Source organism: Frigoribacterium sp. AC759, from assembly GCF_979256015.1.
Window position 1 is genome coordinate 33537 of record NZ_CEEDMT010000002.1, and the last position, 20283, is coordinate 53819.

Sequence of the window (20283 nt, forward strand, 5' to 3'; positions counted from 1 at the left end):
ATTCATTGAACGCCCGGATCCCCCCGGTCCTCCGACCGGAACATCCGTCGGCGAGGTCCCTCGCCCAACTGGTCAGCGAGTTCGGACTCGAGCACGAGGGCTCCCTCGACGGCATCGAAGTCACGGGCGTCACGCTGAGCACGGCGGACCTCCACCCCGGCGACCTGTACGTCGGCATGCCCGGCGCGCACCGACACGGTGCCGAGTTCGCCGCCCAGGCCCGTGAGGGCGGTGCGGTGGCTCTGCTCACCGACCAGGCCGGTCTCGACATCGCGCGCGAGTCGGGCCTGCCCGTCGTGCTGGTCGACTCGCCGCGCGCCGCCCTCGGCGACGTGTCCGCCTGGATCTACCGCACGGGCGGCGAGGGCTCACCCCTGCTGTTCGCCGTCACCGGCACGAACGGCAAGACCTCGACGTCGTACCTGCTCGAGGGCATCCTCCGCCAGCTCGGGCTCGTCACCGGTCTGAGCAGCACCGCCGAGAGGCACATCGGCGACCTCACGGTCGTCAGCCGACTCACCACGCCCGAGGCGAGCGAGATGCACGCTCTTCTCGCGCGGATGCGCGAAAGCGAGGTCCGTGCGGTCGCCGTCGAGGTGAGCGCCCAGGCTCTCAGCCGCAATCGCGTCGACGGGCTGGTCTTCGACGTGGCCGCATTCACGAACCTCAGTCACGACCACCTCGACGACTACGCCGACATGGAGGAGTACTTCCATGCGAAGCTGCCGCTCTTCCAACCCGATCGGGCGAAGCGCGCCGTCATCTCCCTCGACTCGCCCTACGGTCAGCGCGTCGTCGACAACGCCCGCATCCCGCTGACGACGATCACGGTCCTGCCCGACGTCGAGGCGGACTGGACGGTCGAGATCGTCGACGAGCAGGCGGCCTACACCGAGTTCCGCCTGACCGGCCCCGAGAACCGGTCGCTCGTGACGAGGGTCCCGCTCATCGGCTGGCACATGGTCGCCAACGCGGCGCTCGCGATCGTCATGCTCGTCGAGGCGGGCTTCGAGCTCGGGGCGATCGCCCAGGCGCTCGAGACGGAGGGCGGCATCGTCGCGTACCTGCCCGGTCGCACCGAGCGCGTCTCCGGCGACAGAGGGCCCAGCGTGTACGTCGACTTCGGGCACAGCCCCGACGCCTTCCTGACCACCCTCGCCGCGGTCCGGCGCTTCACCACCGGCAAGGTCGTCATGCTCTTCGGCGCGGACGGCGACCGCGACACCACCAAGCGCGGCGAGATGGCCCGCGTCGCAGCCGCCGGTTCCGACATCCTGGTCGTCACCGATCACCACCCGCGGTTCGAAGACCCCGCAGCCATCCGACGCACGCTCGTCGACGCTGCGCGCGAGGCCTACCCCGAGCACGAGATCCACGAGGTGAGTCCGCCCGAGGCGGCCATCCGTGCCGCCGTGGCGCTGGCGGGCGAGGGCGACTCGATCCTCTGGGCAGGCCCCGGTCACCAGGACTACCGCGACATCCGGGGTGAGCGCACGCCCTACTCGGCGCGCGACGAGGCCCGTGCGGCCCTGCGTGAGGCCGGGTGGGCCGAATGATCGCGCTGACCGCTCACGAGATCGCCGAGATCACCGGCGGAGCCCTCGGCGGCGCCGTCGTCGACGGGCTCGTCCTCGACGGCTCCGTCGAGACGGACTCGCGTCTCGTCACCCCGGGGTCGATCTTCTTCGCCCTGCGCGGAGAGGTCACCGACGGTCACCTCTTCGTCGACGCCGCAGTCTCCAACGGGGCCGCGCTCGTCGTCGCCGAGCAGCCGGTCGAGGCCGATGTCCCGACGATCGTCGTCGACGACGGCATCGTGGCGCTCTCGCGTCTGGCCGCTGCCGTCGTCGAGCGCGTGCGCCGTCACGGCCGACTCAAGGTCGTCGGCATCACCGGCTCGAACGGCAAGACGAGCACGAAGAACATGCTCCGCGCCATCCTGTCGGACATCGCTCCGACGGTCGCTCCCGAGGGGTCCTTCAACAACCACGTCGGCGCACCGATCTCGATGCTGCGCATCGACGACTCGACCGAGTACCTCGTGGTCGAGATGGGCGCGGCCGGCCCGGGTGAGATCGCCCGTCTGGTCGACATCGCCCGCCCCGACACGGGTGTCGTGCTCAAGGTGGGGCTCGCTCACGCGGGCGGCTTCGGCGGGATCGAGGGCACTCGGGCAGCCAAGGCCGAGATGGTGACCGACCTCCCCGAGTCGGGCACCGCCGTGCTGAACGCCGACGACGAACGCGTGGCCGGCATGGCGTCCGTCACGGCGGCACGCGTGGTCACCTTCGGGCAGAGCCCGACGGCCGACTACCGGGCGTCCGACGTCGACGTCACGGCCGGGGGCACCACCTTCGTCTTCGAGCACGGCGACCTGCGTCGCCGTGTCGCTCTGCGCATCCTCGGCGAGCATCACGTGATGAACGCCCTGGCCGCGCTCACCGTCGTGGGCGAGTGGGGTGTCGATCTCGATCGGGCGGCCACCGTCCTCGAGGGCGTGGCCCGAGCCGAGCGCTGGCGCATGGAGCTCTTCGAGGCACCGGGCGGGGTCGCCGTCGTGAACGACGCGTACAACGCGAGTCCCGACTCCGTCGCGGCCGCCCTCAAGACCCTCGCCCAGATCACGCCCACCGACGGCCGATCCATCGCCGTCCTCGGCGAGATGGCCGAGCTGGGCGAATTCGCCCGTGACGAGCACGACCGCATCGGCCGCCTCGTCGTGCGTCTCAACATCTCGCAGCTGATCGTGGTCGGTCAGGCCGCGCGGCACATCCACATGGCAGCTGGGCTCGAGGGCTCCTGGGACGGAGAATCACTGCTCGTGGACACCATCGACGAGGCGTACGACCTCCTCCATCCCGGACTCCGCACCGGCGACGTCGTGCTCGTGAAGTCGTCCAAGTCCGCGGGGCTCAGGTTCCTCGGAGACCGTCTCGCGGGGGTCGACGCATGATCGCCCTCCTGATCGCGGGAGCCGTCTCCCTCGTCTTCACGCTGCTGATGACGCCTCTGTTCATCAAGCTGTTCCACCGTCTCGGCTGGGGCCAGTTCATCCGCGACGACGGTCCGCAGTCGCACCACACGAAGCGCGGCACCGCCACGATGGGCGGCATCGTCCTCATCCTCGGCACGGTGATCGGCTACTTCGTCGGCCATCTCGTCGCACAGGACGAGCTGACCTCGAGCGGTCTGCTCGTGCTGTTCCTCATGGTGGGTCTCGGGGCCGTGGGCTTCCTCGACGACTTCCTGAAGGTGCGCAACCAGCGCAGTCTCGGTCTCGGCGGCTGGGCGAAGATCATCGGTCAGGTCGTCGTGGGCGCGGTGTTCGCGATCCTCGCCCTCTCGTTCCCGAACGAGAACGGTCTGACGCCCGCGTCGACGAAGATCTCCGGCATCCGCGACATCCCGTGGCTCGACTTCATGTTCTTCGGCAGCATCATCGGCGGTGGGCTCTTCCTGATCTGGGTCGTGCTGATCACCGTCAGCACGTCGAACGGCGTGAACGTCGCCGACGGGCTCGACGGTCTGGCGACCGGATCCTCCATCCTCGCCATCGCGTCGTACATCTTCATCGGTTTCTGGCAGTTCAACCAGTCGTGCTTCAGCACGCGCCTCGACGAGACGACGCGATCCGCCTGCTACACGGTCGCCAACCCGCTCGACCTCGCCGTGGTCGCCGCGGCCATCTGCGGCGGTCTGATCGGCTTCCTGTGGTGGAACACCTCCCCGGCGCAGATCTTCCTCGGCGACACCGGGTCGCTCGGTCTCGGCGGCGCCCTCGCCGCCCTGGCGATCCTCAGCCGCACCGAGCTGCTCCTCGTGCTCATCGGCGGCCTGTTCATCGTCGTCACCGGTTCGGTCATCCTCCAGCGGGCGTACTTCAAGCTCACCAAGGGCAAGCGGATCTTCCTGATGAGTCCGCTGCATCACCACTTCGAGCTGAAGGGCTGGGCCGAGGTCACGGTGGTCGTCCGGTTCTGGATCATCGCCGGGCTCTTCGTCGCCGCCGGCGTCGGCGTGTTCTACCTCGAATGGATCTCCCGCACCTCATGACCGACGCACCTCTCGACGGCGGACCCGCCCAGCGCCTCCTCGGTCTCGACAGCTGGCACGCCGACTGGTCGGGTCTCCGCGTGGCCGTCCTCGGGCTGGGGGTCACCGGCTTCTCGGTGGCCGACACCCTGACCGAGCTCGGCGCACGCGTCGTGGTGCTCGCGCCGGCCGTCGACGACGATCGCGCCGAGCTCCTCGACCTGATCGGGGCGGAGCTGCTGATCGAACCCGAGATGTCGACCGCTCCGGAGGCGCTGGTCGCCTTCGCCCCCGAGGTCGTCGTCGTCTCGCCGGGATTCGCGCCGCACCACCCGCTCGTCCGCTGGGCGAACGAGAGCGGGGCAGCCGTCTGGGGCGACGTCGAGCTGGCGTGGCGCGTCCGCGACAAGACCTCGCGGGTCGCCGAGTGGCTCCTGGTCACCGGCACCAACGGCAAGACGACCACCACGCAGCTCGCGACGGCGATGGCCGTCGCCGACGGCAGGCGGGCCGCTGCGGTCGGGAACATCGGCGTGCCGGTGCTCGACGCGGTGCGCGACCCCGAGGGTCACGATCTGTTCGTCGTCGAGCTCTCGAGTCACCAGCTGCACAGCCTGCCGCTCGACGGCCCCGGCGCGCTGCGGCCGCTCGCGGCCGTCTGCCTGAATCTCGAGGACGACCACCTCGAGTGGCACGGGGGCGCCGACGCCTACCGGGACGCGAAGGCGAAGGTCTACTCGAACGCCGTCCGCGCCTGCGTCTACAACAAGGGCGACGACGCCACACGGCGCATGGTCGAAGACGCCGACGTCGCCGAGGGCTGCCGTGCGATCGGCTTCGGCCTGTCGGCGCCCGGTCCGAGCGACTTCGGCGTGGTGTCCGGCGACGACGGGGGAGTCCTCGTCGACCGTGCGTTCCTGGCGGCCCGCCGGACGAGCGCGCTCGAGCTGACCACGACGACGGCCCTCGACGAGGTCGGCCTCGGCGCCGACCACCTCGTCGCCGACGTGCTCGCGGCCGCCGCACTCGTCCGGGCCGCGGGTGTCGACCCGGTGTCGATCAAGACCGCGCTGGCGGGGTTCCGGGTCGACCACCACCGGATGGAGGTCGTGGGCGAGGCCGACGGCGTCACGTGGGTGGACGACTCGAAGGCGACGAATCCGCATGCGGCGCGCGCCTCCCTGGCTGCCTTCCCGTCGGTCGTGTGGATCGTCGGCGGCGTGTTCAAGGGCGTCGACGTCGAACCGCTCGTCGAGGAGTCCGTCGACCGGGTCCGGGCCGCGGTCGTCATCGGCACCGACCGGCTGGGCATCGTCCAGGCCTTCGCGCGACACGCGCCCGACATGCCCGTCTTCGAGGTCGAGGCGACCGACACTGAGCAGGTGATGCCGACGGCCGTGAGGCTGGCGGCCGAGGCCGCGCAGGCCGGCGATGTCGTCCTGCTGGCCCCGGCGGCGGCATCGTTCGATCAGTTCAGCGACTACACCGCGCGCGGCAGGGCATTCTCCTCCGCCGTCCACGACCACTCGGGAGGCACGGCCGATGGCCCATCCACCGTCCAGCCTCCCGCGTCGCCGCTTGGCTGACCTCACCGGGCGCCGCTCCCGCCCGACGACCGATCCGGGTGCCGACACCGACTCGACCGACCCGTCGGGGCGCCCCGCCGCGGCGGTCGTCGCGGTGAAGCGTCTGTTCGCGGCCGAGACCGGCTCGTTCTTCGTGATCCTCGGGACGACCCTGTTCCTCGTCGTCCTGGGTCTCGTCATGGTCCTCTCGTCGTCGTCGGTGGAGTCGTACATCGCCTCCGGTCAGACCTCGTTCTTCGGTTCGTTCGTGCGCCAGGGGATCTACGCCGCGGTCGGCATCCCGCTGATGCTGATCGTCTCGCGCGTCCCCATCTGGTTCTGGAAGCGCTGGGCATGGCAGATCCTCGGCGCGACCCTCGTGCTCCAGCTGCTCGTCTTCACCGGTCTCGGCATCGAGGTCGGCGGCAACCGCAACTGGATCGACCTCGGTTCGTTCACCGCTCAGCCGTCCGAGGCCGTCAAACTCGCCCTCGCCATCTGGCTCGGCATGATCCTCGCCGTCAAGCGCGACCTCCTCGACGACTGGCGCCACCTGGCCATCCCGCTGGTGCCCGTCGTGCTCGTCGCGGTCGGCCTGGTCGTCGCCGGCGGAGACCTCGGCACGACCATGGTCATGCTGCTGCTCGTGTTCGGGGCCGTCTGGTTCGCCGGCATCAAGCTGCGCTACCTGCTCATCCCCATCGCCCTCCTGGCCGTGGTCGTCCCGATGATCGCGTTCGGATCGGTGTCGCGCAACGACCGGATCGCCGCCTGGATGGCCGGCTGCAGCGACGACAGCGCCTATCAGGGCATCTGCTGGCAGTCCCTGCACGGCACCTGGGCGCTCGCCTCGGGCGGGCTCTTCGGGGTCGGGCTCGGCAACTCGAAGGCGAAGTGGTCGTGGCTGCCCGAGGCCGACAACGACTTCATCTTCGCCGTGCTCGGCGAAGAGCTCGGACTGATCGGCGCGGTCGTCGTCCTGGCCCTCTTCGTCGTGCTGGCCATCGCGTTCATCAAGATCATCCGCAAGACGCGCGACCCGTTCGTGCGCGTCGTCACGGGGGCCATCGCGGCCTGGATCGTCGGACAGGCCCTCATCAACATCGCCGTCGTGCTCGGCCTGCTGCCGGTGCTCGGGGTGCCCCTGCCGTTGATCTCGGCGGGCGGGTCCGCTCTGATCGTCACCCTGGTGGCGATCGGCGTCGTCCTCTCGTTCGCCCGGTATCCGGAGGAGTCGGAGCCGAGCCCGACCGTCGGTCGTCAACGAGTAGGGTCTCTCCGGTGACGACGTACCTTCTCGCCGGCGGAGGAACCGCCGGGCATGTGAACCCGCTCCTGGCCGTGGCCGACCGCATCCGCCTCCGCGAGCCCGATGCCGTCGTGCTCGTGCTCGGAACGGCCGAGGGCCTCGAGGCGCGGCTCGTCCCGCTGCGGGGCTACGAGCTGCTGACCGTCCCGCGTCTGCCGTTCCCGCGTCGACCCTCGGCGGCCGCTCTGCGATTCCCTTCTCGGCTCGTCCAGGCGGTCCAGGGTGTTCGCGAGCTCCTCAGACGACACCGCGTCGACGTCGTCGTCGGATTCGGCGGGTACGCGTCCGCCCCGGCCTACATGGCGGCGTGGCGATCGAAGGTCCCCTTCGTCGTACACGAGGCCAATGCGAAGCCGGGCATCGCGAACGTCCTCGGCTCGTACCTGACCTCGCACGTCGGAACGGTCTTCCGCTCGACGTCGCTCCGTCACGGCCGCCAGGTGGGCATGCCGCTGCGTCACGAGATCGAGACCCTCGACCGTCGGGCCAGCCGCTCCGAGGCCGTGGCCGAGTTCGGGCTCGACGAGTCGAAGCCCACGCTTCTGGTGACCGGGGGGTCGAGCGGTGCGAAGCGCATCAACGAGACCATGTCGACGGCCGCAGCCTCCGTGCTCGGCGCCGGCTGGCAGATCCTCCACATCACCGGGGCGAAGTCGGATCTGGGGCCGAGCGACCTGCCCGACCACCACCTCCTGCGCTACTGCGACCGCATGGACCTCGCACTGTCCGCCGCCGACTTCGTCGTGTCCCGTTCGGGTTCGGCGACGGTGAGCGAGCTCACCGCCCTCGGTCTGCCCTCCGTGCTCGTGCCCTACCCGGTCGGAAACGGCGAGCAGCGCCACAACGCGACCGACGTCGTCCAGGCCGGAGGCGCGGTGCTGGTCGTCGACGCCGACTTCACACCCGAGTGGGTCGCCTCGACCCTCGTGCCTCTGCTCCTCGACCGTTCGCGGATCGCCGACATGGCGGTGCAGGCGTCGACGGTCGGAGTCCTCGACGGCACCGACCGCACCGTCGACCTCGTGGTCGACGCGGCGCGACCTCGAGACCGATCCACCGCCGACGCACCGGCGAGAACCCCCGCGACGAACGACGAGAACTCATGATCAAGCCCGACCTCAGCCAGCAGATCCCGACCGAACTCGGTCACGTCCACTTCGTCGGCATCGGCGGATCGGGTATGAGCGGCATCGCCCGGGTGTTCCTCGCGGCCGGGCACGAGGTGACCGGCTCGGACATCCGCGACACTCCCGGGGTCCAGGCCCTGCGCGATCTCGGCGCCACCGTGTCGATCGGCCACGACGCCGCCAATCTCGGCGACGCCGACACCCTCGTGGTGACCGGGGCGCTCTGGCAGGACAATCCCGAGTATCGGGCCGCCCTCGCGAAGGGGCTCCCCGTGCTGCACCGCTCGCAGGCGCTCGCCTGGCTGATCGGCGGTCAGCGCCTGGTCTCCGTCGCCGGCGCGCACGGCAAGACGACGTCCACCGGGATGATCGTGACCGCGCTCCTGGCGGCCGGCCGCGACCCCAGCTTCGTCAACGGGGGAGTCATCCAGTCCCTCGGCGTGAGTGCTCGGGGCGGCACGGAGGAGCTCGTGGTCGTCGAGGCCGACGAGTCCGACGGCTCGTTCCTGCTCTACGACACCTCCGTCGCGCTCGTCACCAACGTCGACGCCGACCACCTCGACCACTACGGCTCGCATGAGGCGTTCGACGAGGCCTTCGTGCAGTTCGCCGGTGCGGCTTCCGAACTCGTCGTCATCTCCAGCGACGACCCCGGCGCCCGCCGGGTCCGAGCCGCGCTCGAGCACTCGAACGTCGTCACCTTCGGACTCGACGCCGGGGCCGACGTGCGTCTGAGCGACGTCGCGACGGTCGGACCGGTGTCGTTCACCCTGCATCACGCCGGCACCGAGCGCCCCGTCCAGCTGAGGGTGCCCGGGGTGCACAACGCCGTCAACGCGGCGGGTGCCTTCGCCGTGCTGATCGGCCTCGGCGTCGACCCCGAGGCGGCGGTCGCCGGACTCGAGACCTTCGGTGGCACGGAGCGCCGCTTCGAGCTGCACGGCACCGTCGCCGGGGTCAGCGTCTACGACGACTACGCCCACCACCCGACAGAGGTGGCGGCGGCGCTGCAGGCGGCGCGGTCCGTCGTGGGCGACGGGCGGCTCATCGCCGTGCACCAGCCGCACCTCTACAGCCGCACCCGCATGATGGCCGGAGAGTTCGCCGAGACCTACGAGTCGCTCGCCGACCACACGATCGTCCTCGACGTCTACGGCGCGCGGGAGGACCCCGAGCCGGGAGTCACGGGCGCGCTGGTCTCCGAGCGCTTCGCCGACCCCTCGCGGGTCGACTTCGTCTCCGACTGGCAGGCCGCCGCCGTGCGCACGGCCGAGGTCGCCCGCGACGGCGACTTCGTCATCACGCTCGGCTGCGGCGATGTGTACCGCATCGTGCCGCAGCTGCTCGCCGCGCTCGACGCGGGCGCCGCGCCCGTCGATCCCGTGTCGGAAAAGACCGGAGCGTGACTCGACCGACCAGCCCCGGCGTCAGGGACCGGTCGTGAAGCGGCCCGAGGGATTCGACCCCTCGGCCCGCCCCGCGCCGAGATCCGACGCGCCGACCGGAGGCGAGACCCCGGGGGCTGCATCCGACGGGCCAGGCGAGGGATCCACCCCGGGTCGTCTGCGATCCCGGCTGGGTGCGCTGCGCCTCCCCGGTTCACGGGACGACTCGTCGCGACCGGTCGACCCCGGGGAGGAATCCGGCGCCGACGGGTCGGCATCGGCCTCGATGTCCGACCGTCGACCGTCGGGCGGCGACGGTGACAGCGCAGCGGATGGACCGCGGCCGACGAAGAGCGAGCCGTCGGAGCCCGTGAGCCTGCCGACGCGCGACACGTCGCGCGACGAGGCGCGTCGTCGAGCGTCCGACGCCCGGCGGGCGAGTCGGCGTGCGTCCCGGCAGAGGAGGCGCGTGGAGCGTCTCGAGGTCCGCCGCTTCACCCGTCGGTCGAGGCACCGTCGGGCGACCTGGACCTCGGTCGCGGTCGTGGCCGCACTGCTCGGAGCATCCGTCGGCGTCGCCGTCTTCTCGCCCCTCCTCTCGTTGCAGACGATCACGGTCGACGGCACCGACCGGGTCGACGCGGCCGCGGTGCAGGCGGCCGTCGACGACCAGCTGGGTACGCCTCTGGCCCGCATCGACTTCGACCGAATCACGCGCGAGCTGGAGGCGTTCCCGCTGATCGCCAGCTACGTGACCGAGACCGCGCCTCCCCACACCCTGGTGATCCGCATCACCGAGCGTCAACCCATCGCGACGGTGGCGGACGGCGACGCGTTCGAGCTCGTCGACCCGGCGGGCATCGTCGTGCAGCGCCTCGACGCGCGTCAGGAGGGCGTGCCCCTCGTCGACGTCGCCGGGGCCCCGCTCGACGGCACGGCCTTCCGTGCGTCGACGGAGGTGCTGCTGGCCCTGCCCGCCGCCCTCCGATCGACGGTGGACCGGGTGACGGCGTCGACGGCCGACGATGTGACGTTGACCCTCACCACCGGTCAGCGGGTCGTCTGGGGGAGCGACGAGCACTCCGACCGCAAGGCGGAGGTCCTCGCCGGTCTGATGGCCGATCAGGCTTCGAGAGACGCCTCCGCCTCGGTCGAGTACGACGTCTCGGCGCCCGACAACGGCATCATCCGACCCATCTGATCATGCCGTTCGCGACACGCCTGCCACGATGTTGTCGGGTCCCGGTCGCGGCACATACCTTGTGACTGCATAACTTGCATACCATGTACAACCTTAACCTTCAACTTACGAGTTAAGGTTTCAGCGGAGGCCCGGACGTGACAACGAACCATAACTACCTAGCCGTGATCAAGGTCGTCGGTGTCGGCGGCGGTGGCGTCAACGCCGTCAACCGCATGATCGAACTCGGGCTCCGCGGAGTCGAGTTCATCGCGATCAACACCGACGCCCAGGCGCTCCTGCTCAGCGACGCCGACGTGAAGCTCGACGTCGGACGCGAGCTGACCCGCGGTCTCGGTGCGGGCGCCGACCCAGAGGTGGGTCGCCGCGCGGCGGAGGACCACGCGGAAGAGATCGAAGAGGCCCTCGCAGGCGCCGACATGGTCTTCGTCACGGCGGGTGAGGGTGGCGGCACCGGCACGGGCGGCGCCCCGGTCGTCGCGCGCATCGCGAAGTCGATCGGCGCACTCACCATCGGCGTCGTCACGAAGCCCTTCGGCTTCGAGGGCAAGCGCCGCCAGGCGCAGGCCGAGGCCGGGGTCGCCGCGCTGAAGGACGAGGTCGACACCCTCATCGTCGTCCCCAACGACCGTCTGCTCGAGATCAGCGAACGCGGCATCAGCATGGTCGAGGCGTTCGGCACGGCCGACCAGGTGCTGCTCGCCGGCGTCCAGGGCATCACCGACCTCATCACGACCCCCGGTCTGATCAACCTCGACTTCGCCGACGTCAAGTCGGTCATGCAGGGAGCCGGCTCGGCGCTGATGGGCATCGGCTCGTCGCGCGGTGCCGACCGGGCGATCAAGGCGGCCGAGCTGGCCGTCGCGTCGCCTCTGCTCGAGGCGAGCATCGACGGCGCCCACGGCGTGCTGCTCTCCATCCAGGGCGGTTCGAACCTCGGAATCTTCGAGATCAACGACGCGGCCCGCCTGGTCCAGGAGGCCGTGCACGCCGAGGCCAACATCATCTTCGGCGCCGTCATCGACGACACCCTGGGCGACGAGGTCCGGGTCACGGTCATCGCCGCGGGCTTCGACGGCGGAGAGCCCTCCACCAAGACGAAGGAGCGCCGCTCGAGCTTCGTCGAGTCCGAGGCTCCCGCGTCGGCGTCCGTCGCCGGCGTCTCCGCCATCGCCGACAGCGGTGCGACGCACGACACGCCGTCCTGGAAGCGCCCCGACGACACCGCGTCCACCCAGGCCGCCGACCCCGTCTTCGACGACGGAGACGACGACCTGGACGTGCCCGACTTCCTCAAGTAGGGGTGTCGGTCGAACCCGCCGTCGGCGGTGACCTCGAGGCTCGCCTCGCCCGGGTCGCCGCCGACGTCGGCGATGCCGTCCGGGCCGCCGGTCGTCGGCCCGACGAGGTCACGACGATCGTCGTCACGAAGTTCCACCCGGCGGAGCTCGTCTCGAGGCTCTACGACCTCGGGGTCCGAGACGTCGGTGAGAACCGCCACCAGGAGGCGCAGGTCAAGGCGGCGGACCTCTCCGGTCTCGAGGGTCTCCGCTGGCACTTCGTCGGGCAGCTGCAGTCCAAGAAGGCGCGTCAGGCCCGTCGGTACGCCGCGGCGGTCCACTCGCTCGACCGGGCGAGCGTCGTCGACGCGCTGGCCGCCGACGACGGCACACTCGTCGACGGGTTCGTCCAGGTCAACCTCACCGACGATCCGGGTCGCGGCGGTGTCGCACCCGCCGACGTCGAGGCTCTGGCCGAACGCATCGTGTCGACGCCCGGCCTGCGGCTGCGCGGCGTCATGGCCGTGGCCCCGCTCGACGAGCCGGCGCGACCGGCCTTCGCGCGCCTCCGGGTCATCTCCGACCGGGTGCGTTCGATCGCGCCCGAGGCCGGCGACATCTCGGCGGGGATGTCCGGCGACTTCGCCGAGGCCGTCGCGGAAGGCGCGACACACCTACGAATCGGCACGGCAATCACGGGAATGCGGCCGCCTGCTCGTTAATGTCGGGGGAGACGTCCACGATCCGGAGGAAACACATGGCCAACCCGCTGCGCAAGACGATGGTCTACCTGGGCCTCGCCGACGAAGAACTCGAGTACGACGAGCAGACGCCCGCCGCTGCCGCTCCGACGCAGCCCGCCCGCCAGCCCTCCGCCGCGGCGACGTCGCCCGTGGCTCCGGTCGCCCCGGTGGCCGCACCGGCTCCCACCGCACCTCGCGCTCCCGTGACGCCCCTGCGTCGCGCCTCGACCACCACCACGACGAAGAACACGGTGCCTCACGACATGAACGAGATCCTCACGGTCCACCCGCGCGAGTACAAGGACGCCCAGGCGATCGCCGAGAGCTTCCGCGACGGGATCCCCGTCATCATCAACCTCTCGCAGATGACCGAGGCCGACGCCCGTCGTCTCGTCGACTTCGCGAGCGGCCTCTCGCAGGGGCTGTACGGCAAGATCGAGCGCGTCACCAACAAGGTGTTCCTGCTCTCGCCCGCGCACATCGCCGTCAGCGGCGAGCAGGCTGAGGTAGAGTCCGACATCGAGGCGTCCTTCTTCGCCCAGTCCTGACGGGTCGAGGCGCCGCCGCCACGCCGTCCTCTCTGAACGCGGTACGACCGCGCCGACTCGTGTGAGCTGATGACACCCCGATGATCGTTTCTCTGATCGCCACGATCGCCTACTACCTGCTGCTCCTGTTCTTCCTGATGATGTGGGCTCGCTTCGTCCTCGACCTGGCTCAGTCGTTCAGCCGCGGGTGGCGACCTCGCGGCCCGGTCCTCGTGCTCGCCGAGGTGACCTACACCGTGACCGACCCGCCCATCAGGGCGGTGCGGAAGGTGCTGCCGCCGGTGCGACTCGGCTCGGTCGCCCTGGACTTCGGCTGGAGTCTGATCATGCTCGCCGTCATCATCCTCATGAGCGTGACGTCCTACCTCCGCTGACGGCGGCACGCCGCGTCGCTGCACCCGCATCTCTGATGTTCGCTACGGTATACATGAACGTCGGGTGCCCCGACCGGCTCCGAGACTCCGTCCCGGCGTCTCGCGGCACCACAGCAGGACCCATGCGACAGCACGACCCATACGTCGGTCACGCCACACGGCGACCGGTACAGACCACGATCGACTGAGACCACGATCAATCGATCCACGAGATTCACGAGGTGACGGCAATGGCTTTGACGCCTGAAGACGTAGTCAACAAGCGGTTCCAGCCGACGAAGTTCCGCGAGGGCTACGACCAAGACGAGGTCGACGACTTCCTCGACGAGGTGGTCGCAGAACTTCGTCGCCTCAACCAGGAGAACGACGAGCTGCGTCAGCGTCTCGACTCGGGCGAGTCCCGCGACGACGAGGGCCAGGCGCCTGCTCCGGTCTCCGCCGTCGCAGCGCCTGTCGCGCCGACTCCGGCCTCGGTCCCCGCACCCGAGCCCGCACCGGCCCCCGAGCCTGCTGTCGCCGCGGTCGTCGCACCCGCCGCGCCGGCCTACGTCGGTCCGTCGGCCGACGAGACCGAGAGCACCAACAACCTCCTGCAGCTGGCTCGCCGCCTGCACGAAGAGCACGTCCGCGAGGGCGTCGAGAAGCGCGACGCGCTGATCGCCGAGGGTCACTCCACCGCGGCACGCGTCGTCGCCGAGGGCGAGGCCAAGAAGCGCGAGCTCGTCTCCGACGCCGAGACCCGAGCCCGCGACGTCGTCCAGACGGCCGAGGCCGAGAAGCGCGAGACCCTCGAGAAGCTCGCCACCGAGCGCACGGGACTCGAGCGTCGCATCGACGACCTCCGCACGTTCGAGCGCGACTACCGTCAGAAGCTCAAGAGCTACATCGAGGGTCAGCTGCGCGAGCTCGACGGAGAGTCGACCGGCGAGAACCAGCCGGTCGCCCCCGCCAGCGCGCAGGGCTTCGGGTCCAACTAAGGTCTTGGCACCCGACACCCCCTCGACGAAGGTCAGCGTCCGCCTCCTGGCGGCGCTGGCCTTCGTCGCTGTCTGCGTCTACGCGGCAGACCAGCTCACCAAGCACCTCGTGACCACGACGATGACCGAGGGCAGCACCATCGACGTCGTCGGCACCTTCTTCCAGCTCCACTTCGTCAAGAACCCGGGCGCGGCGTTCTCTCTCGCCAGCGGTTCCACCTGGATCTTCTCCCTCGCCGCCGCGGCGGTCGTCGTGGCGATCATCGTCTTCGCCCGTCGCATCCGCTCGAGCGCCTGGGCCGTCATGCTCGGCATGCTCCTCGGCGGCACGCTCGGCAACCTCACCGACCGTCTCTTCCGCGAACCGTCGTTCGGCATGGGGCACGTGGTCGACTTCCTGTACTTCCCGGACCTCCTGCCGGCCATCTTCAACGTCGCCGACATCTTCATCGTGTCGAGCATGGGCCTGCTGCTGCTGCTGACCCTCCTCGGGGTCAACCTCGACGGCACCCGTGTGCTCTCGAAGAAGAGGCAGCGCGAGCTCGACCGCGAGGCGGAGGACGCCGCGTCGACCGGCACCGCGCCTCCTGTCGACGCCCCGGTGGACCGCTCGTGAGCGAGTACCGTTCGCTGCCCGTGCCCGACGGTCTGGCAGGCGAGAGGGTCGATGCGGCCCTGGCCAAGCTGCTCGGCTTCAGCCGGACGTTCGCCGTCGAGGTCGTGAGCGCCGGAGGCGTGTCCGTCGACTCCCGAACGGTCGGCAAGTCCGACCGGCTCGAGGCGGGCTCATGGCTCGAGGTCGAGTGGACCCCGAGAGAAGGCCCCTCGATCGTCGCGCTGGACGTGCCCGGCATGGGCATCGTCCACGACGACGACGAGATCGTCGTGGTCGACAAGCCCGTGGGGGTCGCCGCCCATCCGTCCGTCGGCTGGACGGGTCCGACCGTGCTCGGCGGTCTCGCGGCCGCGGGTTTCGCCATCGCGACCTCGGGCGCCGCCGAACGGGCGGGGATCGTCCACCGACTCGACGTGGGCACCAGCGGTCTCATGGTGGTAGCCAAGACGGAGCGCGCCTACACCGTGCTGAAGCAGGCCTTCCGCGAGCGGACGGTCGACAAGATCTACAACGCCGTCGTGCAGGGGCACCCCGATCCCCTGACCGGGACGATCGACGCTCCGATCGGCCGTCATCCGTCGTCGGACTGGAAGTTCGCCGTCGTCGTCGACGGGAAGCCCTCCGTCACGCACTACGAGACCGTCGAGGCCTTCCCCTCGGCCTCCCTGCTCGAGATCCATCTCGAGACCGGGCGGACGCACCAGATCCGCGTGCACATGTCGGCGCAGCGCCACCCCTGCGTGGGCGACACGACGTACGGGGCCGACCCGACGCTGTCCGCCAAGCTCGGGCTGACCCGGCAGTGGCTGCACGCCGTGAGTCTCGGATTCCGGCACCCGGGCACGGGCGAGCAGGTCGTCTACCGGTCCGACCATCCCGCCGATCTTCGACACGCGCTCGATGTCCTCGGTGAGAGTTAGGCTGTTCCTCCAGCAGTCAGATCCACCATCAGACGGGGAGCCTCTTGGCCTCGAGCAACGACTCATTCGTCCACCTGCACGTCCACAGCGAGTACTCGATGCTCGACGGTGCCGCGAGGGTCACACCGCTCGTCACGGAGGCCGCCGCGCAGGGCATGCCCGCCGTGGCGGTCACCGACCACGGCAACGTGTTCGGCGCCTTCGAATTCTGGAAATCCGCGACCGACGCCGGCGTGAAGCCGATCATCGGCACCGAGGCCTACATCACACCCGGCACGCACCGCAGCGACAAGACGCGGGTGCGCTGGGGCGACGGCGGTCGCGACGACGTCTCGGGCGCCGGCGCGTACACGCACATGACCCTGCTGGCCGAGAACACCGGGGGCATGCACAACCTCTTCCGGCTGTCGTCGAGGGCGTCGCTCGAGGGGTACTACTTCAAGCCCCGCATGGACCGCGAGCTGCTGTCCCAGTACGGCAAGGGGCTGATCGCCACCACGGGCTGCCCGAGCGGCGAGGTGCAGACCCGCCTTCGACTGGGTCAGTACGACGAGGCCGTCAAGGCCGCCTCCGACTTCCGCGACATCTTCGGGCGCGAGAACTACTTCGCCGAGATCATGGATCACGGTCTCGGCATCGAGCGGCGGATCATGGGCGATCTGCTCAGACTGGCGAAAGACCTCGATCTGCCCCTCGTGGCGACGAACGACCTGCACTACACCCACGAGCACGATGCGACGAGTCATGCGGCGTTGCTGTGCGTGCAGTCCGGCTCGACGCTGAACGACCCGAACCGCTTCAAGTTCGACGCCGACGAGTTCTACCTCAAGACCGCCCAGCAGATGCGTCACCTGTTCCGCGACCACCCCGAGGCCTGCGACAACACGCTGCTCATCGCCGAGCGATGCGACGTGCAGTTCAACACCTCCGCGAACTACATGCCGCGCTACCCCGTGCCCGAGGGTGAGACGGAAGAGACCTGGTTCATCAAAGAGGTCGAGAAGGGCCTCGTCTACCGCTACCCGAACGGGATCCCCGACGACGTCCGCAAGCAGGCGGAGTACGAGATCGGCGTCATCGCCGGCATGGGGTTCCCCGGGTACTTCCTCGTCGTCGCCGACTTCATCAACTGGTCGAAGGAGAACGGCATCCGCGTCGGGCCGGGTCGAGGCTCCGGCGCCGGATCGATGGCGGCCTACGCCATGCGCATCACCGACCTCGACCCGCTGCGGCACGGCCTCATCTTCGAGCGGTTCCTCAACCCCGACCGCGTCTCGATGCCCGACTTCGACGTCGACTTCGACGACCGTCGCCGGGGCGAGGTCATCCAGTACGTCACGGAGAAGTACGGCGACGAGCGGGTGGCGCAGATCGTCACGTACGGCACCATCAAGGCCAAGCAGGCGCTGAAAGACAGCTCGCGGGTGCTGGGGTTCCCGTTCGGGATGGGCGAGAAGCTCACGAAGGCCATGCCTCCGGCCATCATGGGCAAGGACATCCCGCTCACCGGCATCTTCGACAAGCAGCACGACCGGTACAAAGAAGCGGGCGACATCCGTGCGGTCGTGGAGTCCGATCCGGAGGCGCGCACGGTCTTCGACACGGCACTCGGACTCGAGGGCCTGAAGCGGCAGTGGGGCGTCCATGCCGCGGGTGTCATCATGTCGAGCGATCCGCTGCTCGACATCATCCCCATCATGAAGCGCGAGCAGGACGGCCAGATCGTCACGCAGTTCGACTACCCCGCCTGCGAGTCGCTCGGTCTGATCAAGATGGACTTCCTGGGGTTGCGGAACCTCACGATCATCAACGACGCCCTCGACAACATCAAGACGAACCGCGACTTCGACCTGGTGCTCGAAGACCTCGAGCTCGACGACGCCGGCGCTTACGAGCTCCTGGCCTCGGGCGACACCCTGGGCGTCTTCCAGCTCGACGGCGGGCCGATGCGCGGTCTGCTCCGCCTGATGAAGCCCGACAACTTCGAGGACATCTCGGCCGTCATCGCGCTGTACCGACCAGGACCCATGGGTGCGAACTCGCACACGAACTACGCCCTCCGCAAGAACGGGCTGCAAGAGATCACGGCCATCCACCCCGAGCTGGAAGAGCCCCTGTCCGAGGTCCTCGGCGGCACCTACGGTCTGATCATCTACCAGGAGCAGGTGATGAGCGTCGCGCAGAAGCTCGCCGGCTTCTCGCTCGGTCAGGCCGACATCCTGCGGCGCGCGATGGGCAAGAAGAAGAAGTCCGAACTGGACAAGCAGTTCGCGGGCTTCTCGCAGGGCATGGCCGACAACGGCTACTCGCCGGAGGCCGTGCAGAAGATCTGGGACATCCTGCTGCCGTTCTCCGACTACGCGTTCAACAAGGCGCACTCGGCGGCCTACGGCGTCGTCTCGTACTGGACGGCCTATCTGAAGGCGCACTACCCCGCCGAGTACATGGCCGCGCTGCTGACGAGCGTCGGCGACTCGCGCGACAAGCTCGGTCTCTATCTGAACGAGTGCCGACGGATGGGCATCAAGGTGCTGCCACCGGACGTCAACGAGTCGATCGGGTTCTTCGCCGCCGTCGGCGACGACATCCGCTTCGGCATGGGCGCCGTGCGCAACGTGGGGTTCAACGTCGTCGACCACATCATCGCGGCCCGCCAGAAGGAGGGCGCGTTCACGACGTTCCACGACTTCCTGCGCAAGGTGCCGCTGCCGGTGACGAACAAGCGCACGGTCGAGTCGCTGGTCAAGGCCGGAGCCTTCGACACCCTGGGCTCGACTCGACGGGCGCTGGTCGAGGTCCACGAGTCGGCGGTCGAGGCGGCGGTCAGCGAGAAGCGCGCCGAGGCGAACGGCCAGGTCGGCTTCGACTTCGACAGCCTGTGGGACGAGCCGGCCGACGTGCAGCAGGTGCCCGAGCGACCGGAGTGGTCGAAGCGCGACAAGCTCGCCTTCGAGCGCGACATGCTGGGTCTCTACGTGTCGGACCACCCGTTGGCCGGGCTCGAGCTGCCCTTGGCGAAGCACGCCCAGACCACGGTCACCGATCTGCTGGCGAGCGACGCCTCGATGGACGGCGAGACCGTCACCATCGCGGGGCTGATCACGAGCGTCCAGCACCGGGTCGCGCGCAACAGCGGCAACCCGTACGGCATCATCACCGTCGAGGACTTCGGCGGTGAGATCACCGCGATGTTCCTGGGCAAGACCTATCAGGAGTTCGGCCCGACGCTGGTCGGCGACTCCATCATCGTCCTCAAAGGCCGGGTCAGCCTCCGCGACGACGGCATGAACCTCCACGCGGTCAGCATGTTCAGCCCCGATCTCGGCGCCGGCGTCAACCACGGGCCCCTCGTGCTGCAGATGCCCGAGTACCGTGCGACCACCGACACGGTGACGGAGCTGGCCGCGGTGCTCGGGCGCCACTCCGGGGGCACGGAGGTGCGCCTCCGTCTGCTCAAGGGCGACAACGCGCGCACCTTCGAGATCCCCATGCCGGTCGACATCACGGCCGACCTGTTCGGCGAGCTGAAGAGCCTGCTCGGCCCGGGCTGCCTGGTCTGAACCGGGCCACCGGTCGGTCGGTCGACCGGTGGCCCGGTCCTACTGGTCGACCGGCCGGCCGGGTGTGAGGTATCGGCGGTCGTGGTAGAGCAGGGCGTCGTCGTCGAGACCCGTTCCGCCGCCTTCGACACGGACCACGACGACGGCGTTGCCCTCGACGGGGAGTCGCTCGACGATGCGACCGCTGAACCAGGCCGTGACGCCCCGCATCAGTGGGAGTCCACCGGGCCCCACGAGCCAGTCGTCGTCGTCCGCGAAGCGCATCGCCGCCGGCCCCGCCATGCGCCGAGCAGCCTGCTCGTTCCGCGCGCCGAGCAGATGCACGATCACATCCTCGACCTCGGACACCGCACGCCAGGAGCTGGCCGTGCGGGCCATGTTGAAGGTCGCCAACGGGGGACTCGCGGCCAGAGAGGCCAGGGAGGTGGCGGTGAAACCCACCGGGCTCCCGTCGGACGCGCGGGTCGTCACGATGGCGACCCCGGCGGCGTGGCGGCGGAAGGCCTCGCGGAAGGCGAGGACGTCCTCGCCCGGCGATTGGGCGGGGCGGGGGTCCGCCTGCTGGGGCTCCGTCATGACAGGGGTGCGCCTCCTCGGCTTCGAGCGTCGTCTCCGGCGGTGCCCTCAGGACCTCGAGGCGGCACCA

Annotated in this window: 17 protein-coding genes; 16 read left to right on the plus strand and 1 reads right to left on the minus strand. The window is 69.6% G+C overall.

The features are described 5' to 3' along the window. The first annotated feature begins 5 nt into the window (after positions 1–5). From ACZ6JE_RS03060 to dnaE, 16 genes are all read left to right on the plus strand, one after another. Positions 6–1556 carry a Mur ligase family protein gene (locus ACZ6JE_RS03060; protein ID WP_192060450.1) on the plus strand — a complete coding sequence of 517 codons (1551 nt, stop codon included), beginning with the start codon at positions 6–8 and terminating at the stop codon, positions 1554–1556. Further along, on the plus strand, positions 1553–2953 hold the full coding sequence (locus tag ACZ6JE_RS03065; RefSeq protein WP_464318194.1) for a UDP-N-acetylmuramoyl-tripeptide--D-alanyl-D-alanine ligase: 1401 nt from the start codon (positions 1553–1555) through the stop codon (positions 2951–2953). Before ACZ6JE_RS03060 ends, ACZ6JE_RS03065 begins: the two co-directional genes overlap by 4 nt. Beyond that, complete coding sequence (mraY, locus tag ACZ6JE_RS03070; RefSeq protein WP_192060448.1) at positions 2950–4053, plus strand: phospho-N-acetylmuramoyl-pentapeptide-transferase; 1104 nt, start codon at positions 2950–2952, stop codon at positions 4051–4053. Before ACZ6JE_RS03065 ends, mraY begins: the two co-directional genes overlap by 4 nt. After that, positions 4050–5618: a UDP-N-acetylmuramoyl-L-alanine--D-glutamate ligase gene (gene murD / locus ACZ6JE_RS03075; RefSeq protein WP_243213976.1), complete on the plus strand. Its 1569-nt coding sequence runs from the start codon at positions 4050–4052 to the stop codon at positions 5616–5618. Before mraY ends, murD begins: the two co-directional genes overlap by 4 nt. Continuing rightward, positions 5611–6882: a putative lipid II flippase FtsW gene (gene ftsW, locus ACZ6JE_RS03080; RefSeq protein WP_243213977.1), complete on the plus strand. Its 1272-nt coding sequence runs from the start codon at positions 5611–5613 to the stop codon at positions 6880–6882. The genes murD and ftsW overlap by 8 nt, the downstream gene beginning before the upstream one ends. Beyond that, positions 6879–8012: a UDP-N-acetylglucosamine--N-acetylmuramyl-(pentapeptide) pyrophosphoryl-undecaprenol N-acetylglucosamine transferase gene (locus tag ACZ6JE_RS03085; RefSeq protein WP_464318195.1), complete on the plus strand. Its 1134-nt coding sequence runs from the start codon at positions 6879–6881 to the stop codon at positions 8010–8012. Before ftsW ends, ACZ6JE_RS03085 begins: the two co-directional genes overlap by 4 nt. After that, positions 8009–9439: a UDP-N-acetylmuramate--L-alanine ligase gene (gene murC, locus ACZ6JE_RS03090; RefSeq protein WP_192060444.1), complete on the plus strand. Its 1431-nt coding sequence runs from the start codon at positions 8009–8011 to the stop codon at positions 9437–9439. Before ACZ6JE_RS03085 ends, murC begins: the two co-directional genes overlap by 4 nt. A gap of 448 nt (positions 9440–9887) precedes the next feature. Continuing rightward, the gene (locus tag ACZ6JE_RS03095; protein WP_243213979.1) at positions 9888–10619 is read left to right on the plus strand and encodes a cell division protein FtsQ/DivIB; all 732 of its coding nucleotides are present in this window, start codon (positions 9888–9890) and stop codon (positions 10617–10619) included. Positions 10620–10756: 137 nt separating this feature from the next. After that, on the plus strand, positions 10757–11920 hold the full coding sequence (ftsZ, locus tag ACZ6JE_RS03100; RefSeq protein ID WP_192060442.1) for a cell division protein FtsZ: 1164 nt from the start codon (positions 10757–10759) through the stop codon (positions 11918–11920). A 2-nt stretch (positions 11921–11922) separates the two neighbouring features. Next, the gene (locus tag ACZ6JE_RS03105) at positions 11923–12621 is read left to right on the plus strand and encodes a YggS family pyridoxal phosphate-dependent enzyme (protein ID WP_464318196.1); all 699 of its coding nucleotides are present in this window, start codon (positions 11923–11925) and stop codon (positions 12619–12621) included. A gap of 35 nt (positions 12622–12656) precedes the next feature. Further along, the gene (locus ACZ6JE_RS03110) at positions 12657–13190 is read left to right on the plus strand and encodes a cell division protein SepF (protein WP_192060440.1); all 534 of its coding nucleotides are present in this window, start codon (positions 12657–12659) and stop codon (positions 13188–13190) included. An 80-nt stretch (positions 13191–13270) separates the two neighbouring features. Then, the gene (locus ACZ6JE_RS03115) at positions 13271–13564 is read left to right on the plus strand and encodes a YggT family protein (protein WP_192060439.1); all 294 of its coding nucleotides are present in this window, start codon (positions 13271–13273) and stop codon (positions 13562–13564) included. A gap of 230 nt (positions 13565–13794) precedes the next feature. Beyond that, complete coding sequence (locus ACZ6JE_RS03120) at positions 13795–14541, plus strand: DivIVA domain-containing protein (RefSeq protein WP_192060438.1); 747 nt, start codon at positions 13795–13797, stop codon at positions 14539–14541. Between the two features lie 4 nt (positions 14542–14545). Beyond that, a complete protein-coding gene (gene lspA / locus ACZ6JE_RS03125; protein ID WP_464318197.1) occupies positions 14546–15157 on the plus strand; it encodes a signal peptidase II in 612 nt (203 codons plus the stop codon). Beyond that, a complete protein-coding gene (locus ACZ6JE_RS03130; RefSeq protein ID WP_464318198.1) occupies positions 15154–16077 on the plus strand; it encodes an RluA family pseudouridine synthase in 924 nt (307 codons plus the stop codon). The genes lspA and ACZ6JE_RS03130 overlap by 4 nt, the downstream gene beginning before the upstream one ends. Positions 16078–16175: 98 nt before the next feature. Next, a complete protein-coding gene (gene dnaE / locus ACZ6JE_RS03135; RefSeq protein WP_192060601.1) occupies positions 16176–19637 on the plus strand; it encodes a DNA polymerase III subunit alpha in 3462 nt (1153 codons plus the stop codon). A 39-nt stretch (positions 19638–19676) separates the two neighbouring features. On the opposite strand, the gene ACZ6JE_RS03140 is transcribed toward dnaE, so the two are convergent. Further along, complete coding sequence (locus ACZ6JE_RS03140) at positions 19677–20213, minus strand: flavin reductase family protein (protein WP_320477231.1); 537 nt, start codon at positions 20211–20213, stop codon at positions 19677–19679. Positions 20214–20283: the final 70 nt, after the last annotated feature.

Coding starts and splice junctions, on each gene's coding strand:
- ACZ6JE_RS03065 (WP_464318194.1), top strand. CDS start 1,553: ATGATCGCGCTGACCGCTCACGAGATCGCCGAGATCACCGGCGGAGCC.
- mraY (WP_192060448.1), top strand. CDS start 2,950: ATGATCGCCCTCCTGATCGCGGGAGCCGTCTCCCTCGTCTTCACGCTG.
- murD (WP_243213976.1), top strand. CDS start 4,050: ATGACCGACGCACCTCTCGACGGCGGACCCGCCCAGCGCCTCCTCGGT.
- murC (WP_192060444.1), top strand. CDS start 8,009: ATGATCAAGCCCGACCTCAGCCAGCAGATCCCGACCGAACTCGGTCAC.
- ACZ6JE_RS03110 (WP_192060440.1), top strand. CDS start 12,657: ATGGCCAACCCGCTGCGCAAGACGATGGTCTACCTGGGCCTCGCCGAC.
- ACZ6JE_RS03115 (WP_192060439.1), top strand. CDS start 13,271: ATGATCGTTTCTCTGATCGCCACGATCGCCTACTACCTGCTGCTCCTG.
- ACZ6JE_RS03120 (WP_192060438.1), top strand. CDS start 13,795: ATGGCTTTGACGCCTGAAGACGTAGTCAACAAGCGGTTCCAGCCGACG.
- dnaE (WP_192060601.1), top strand. CDS start 16,176: ATGCTCGACGGTGCCGCGAGGGTCACACCGCTCGTCACGGAGGCCGCC.
- ACZ6JE_RS03140 (WP_320477231.1), bottom strand. CDS start 20,213: ATGACGGAGCCCCAGCAGGCGGACCCCCGCCCCGCCCAATCGCCGGGC.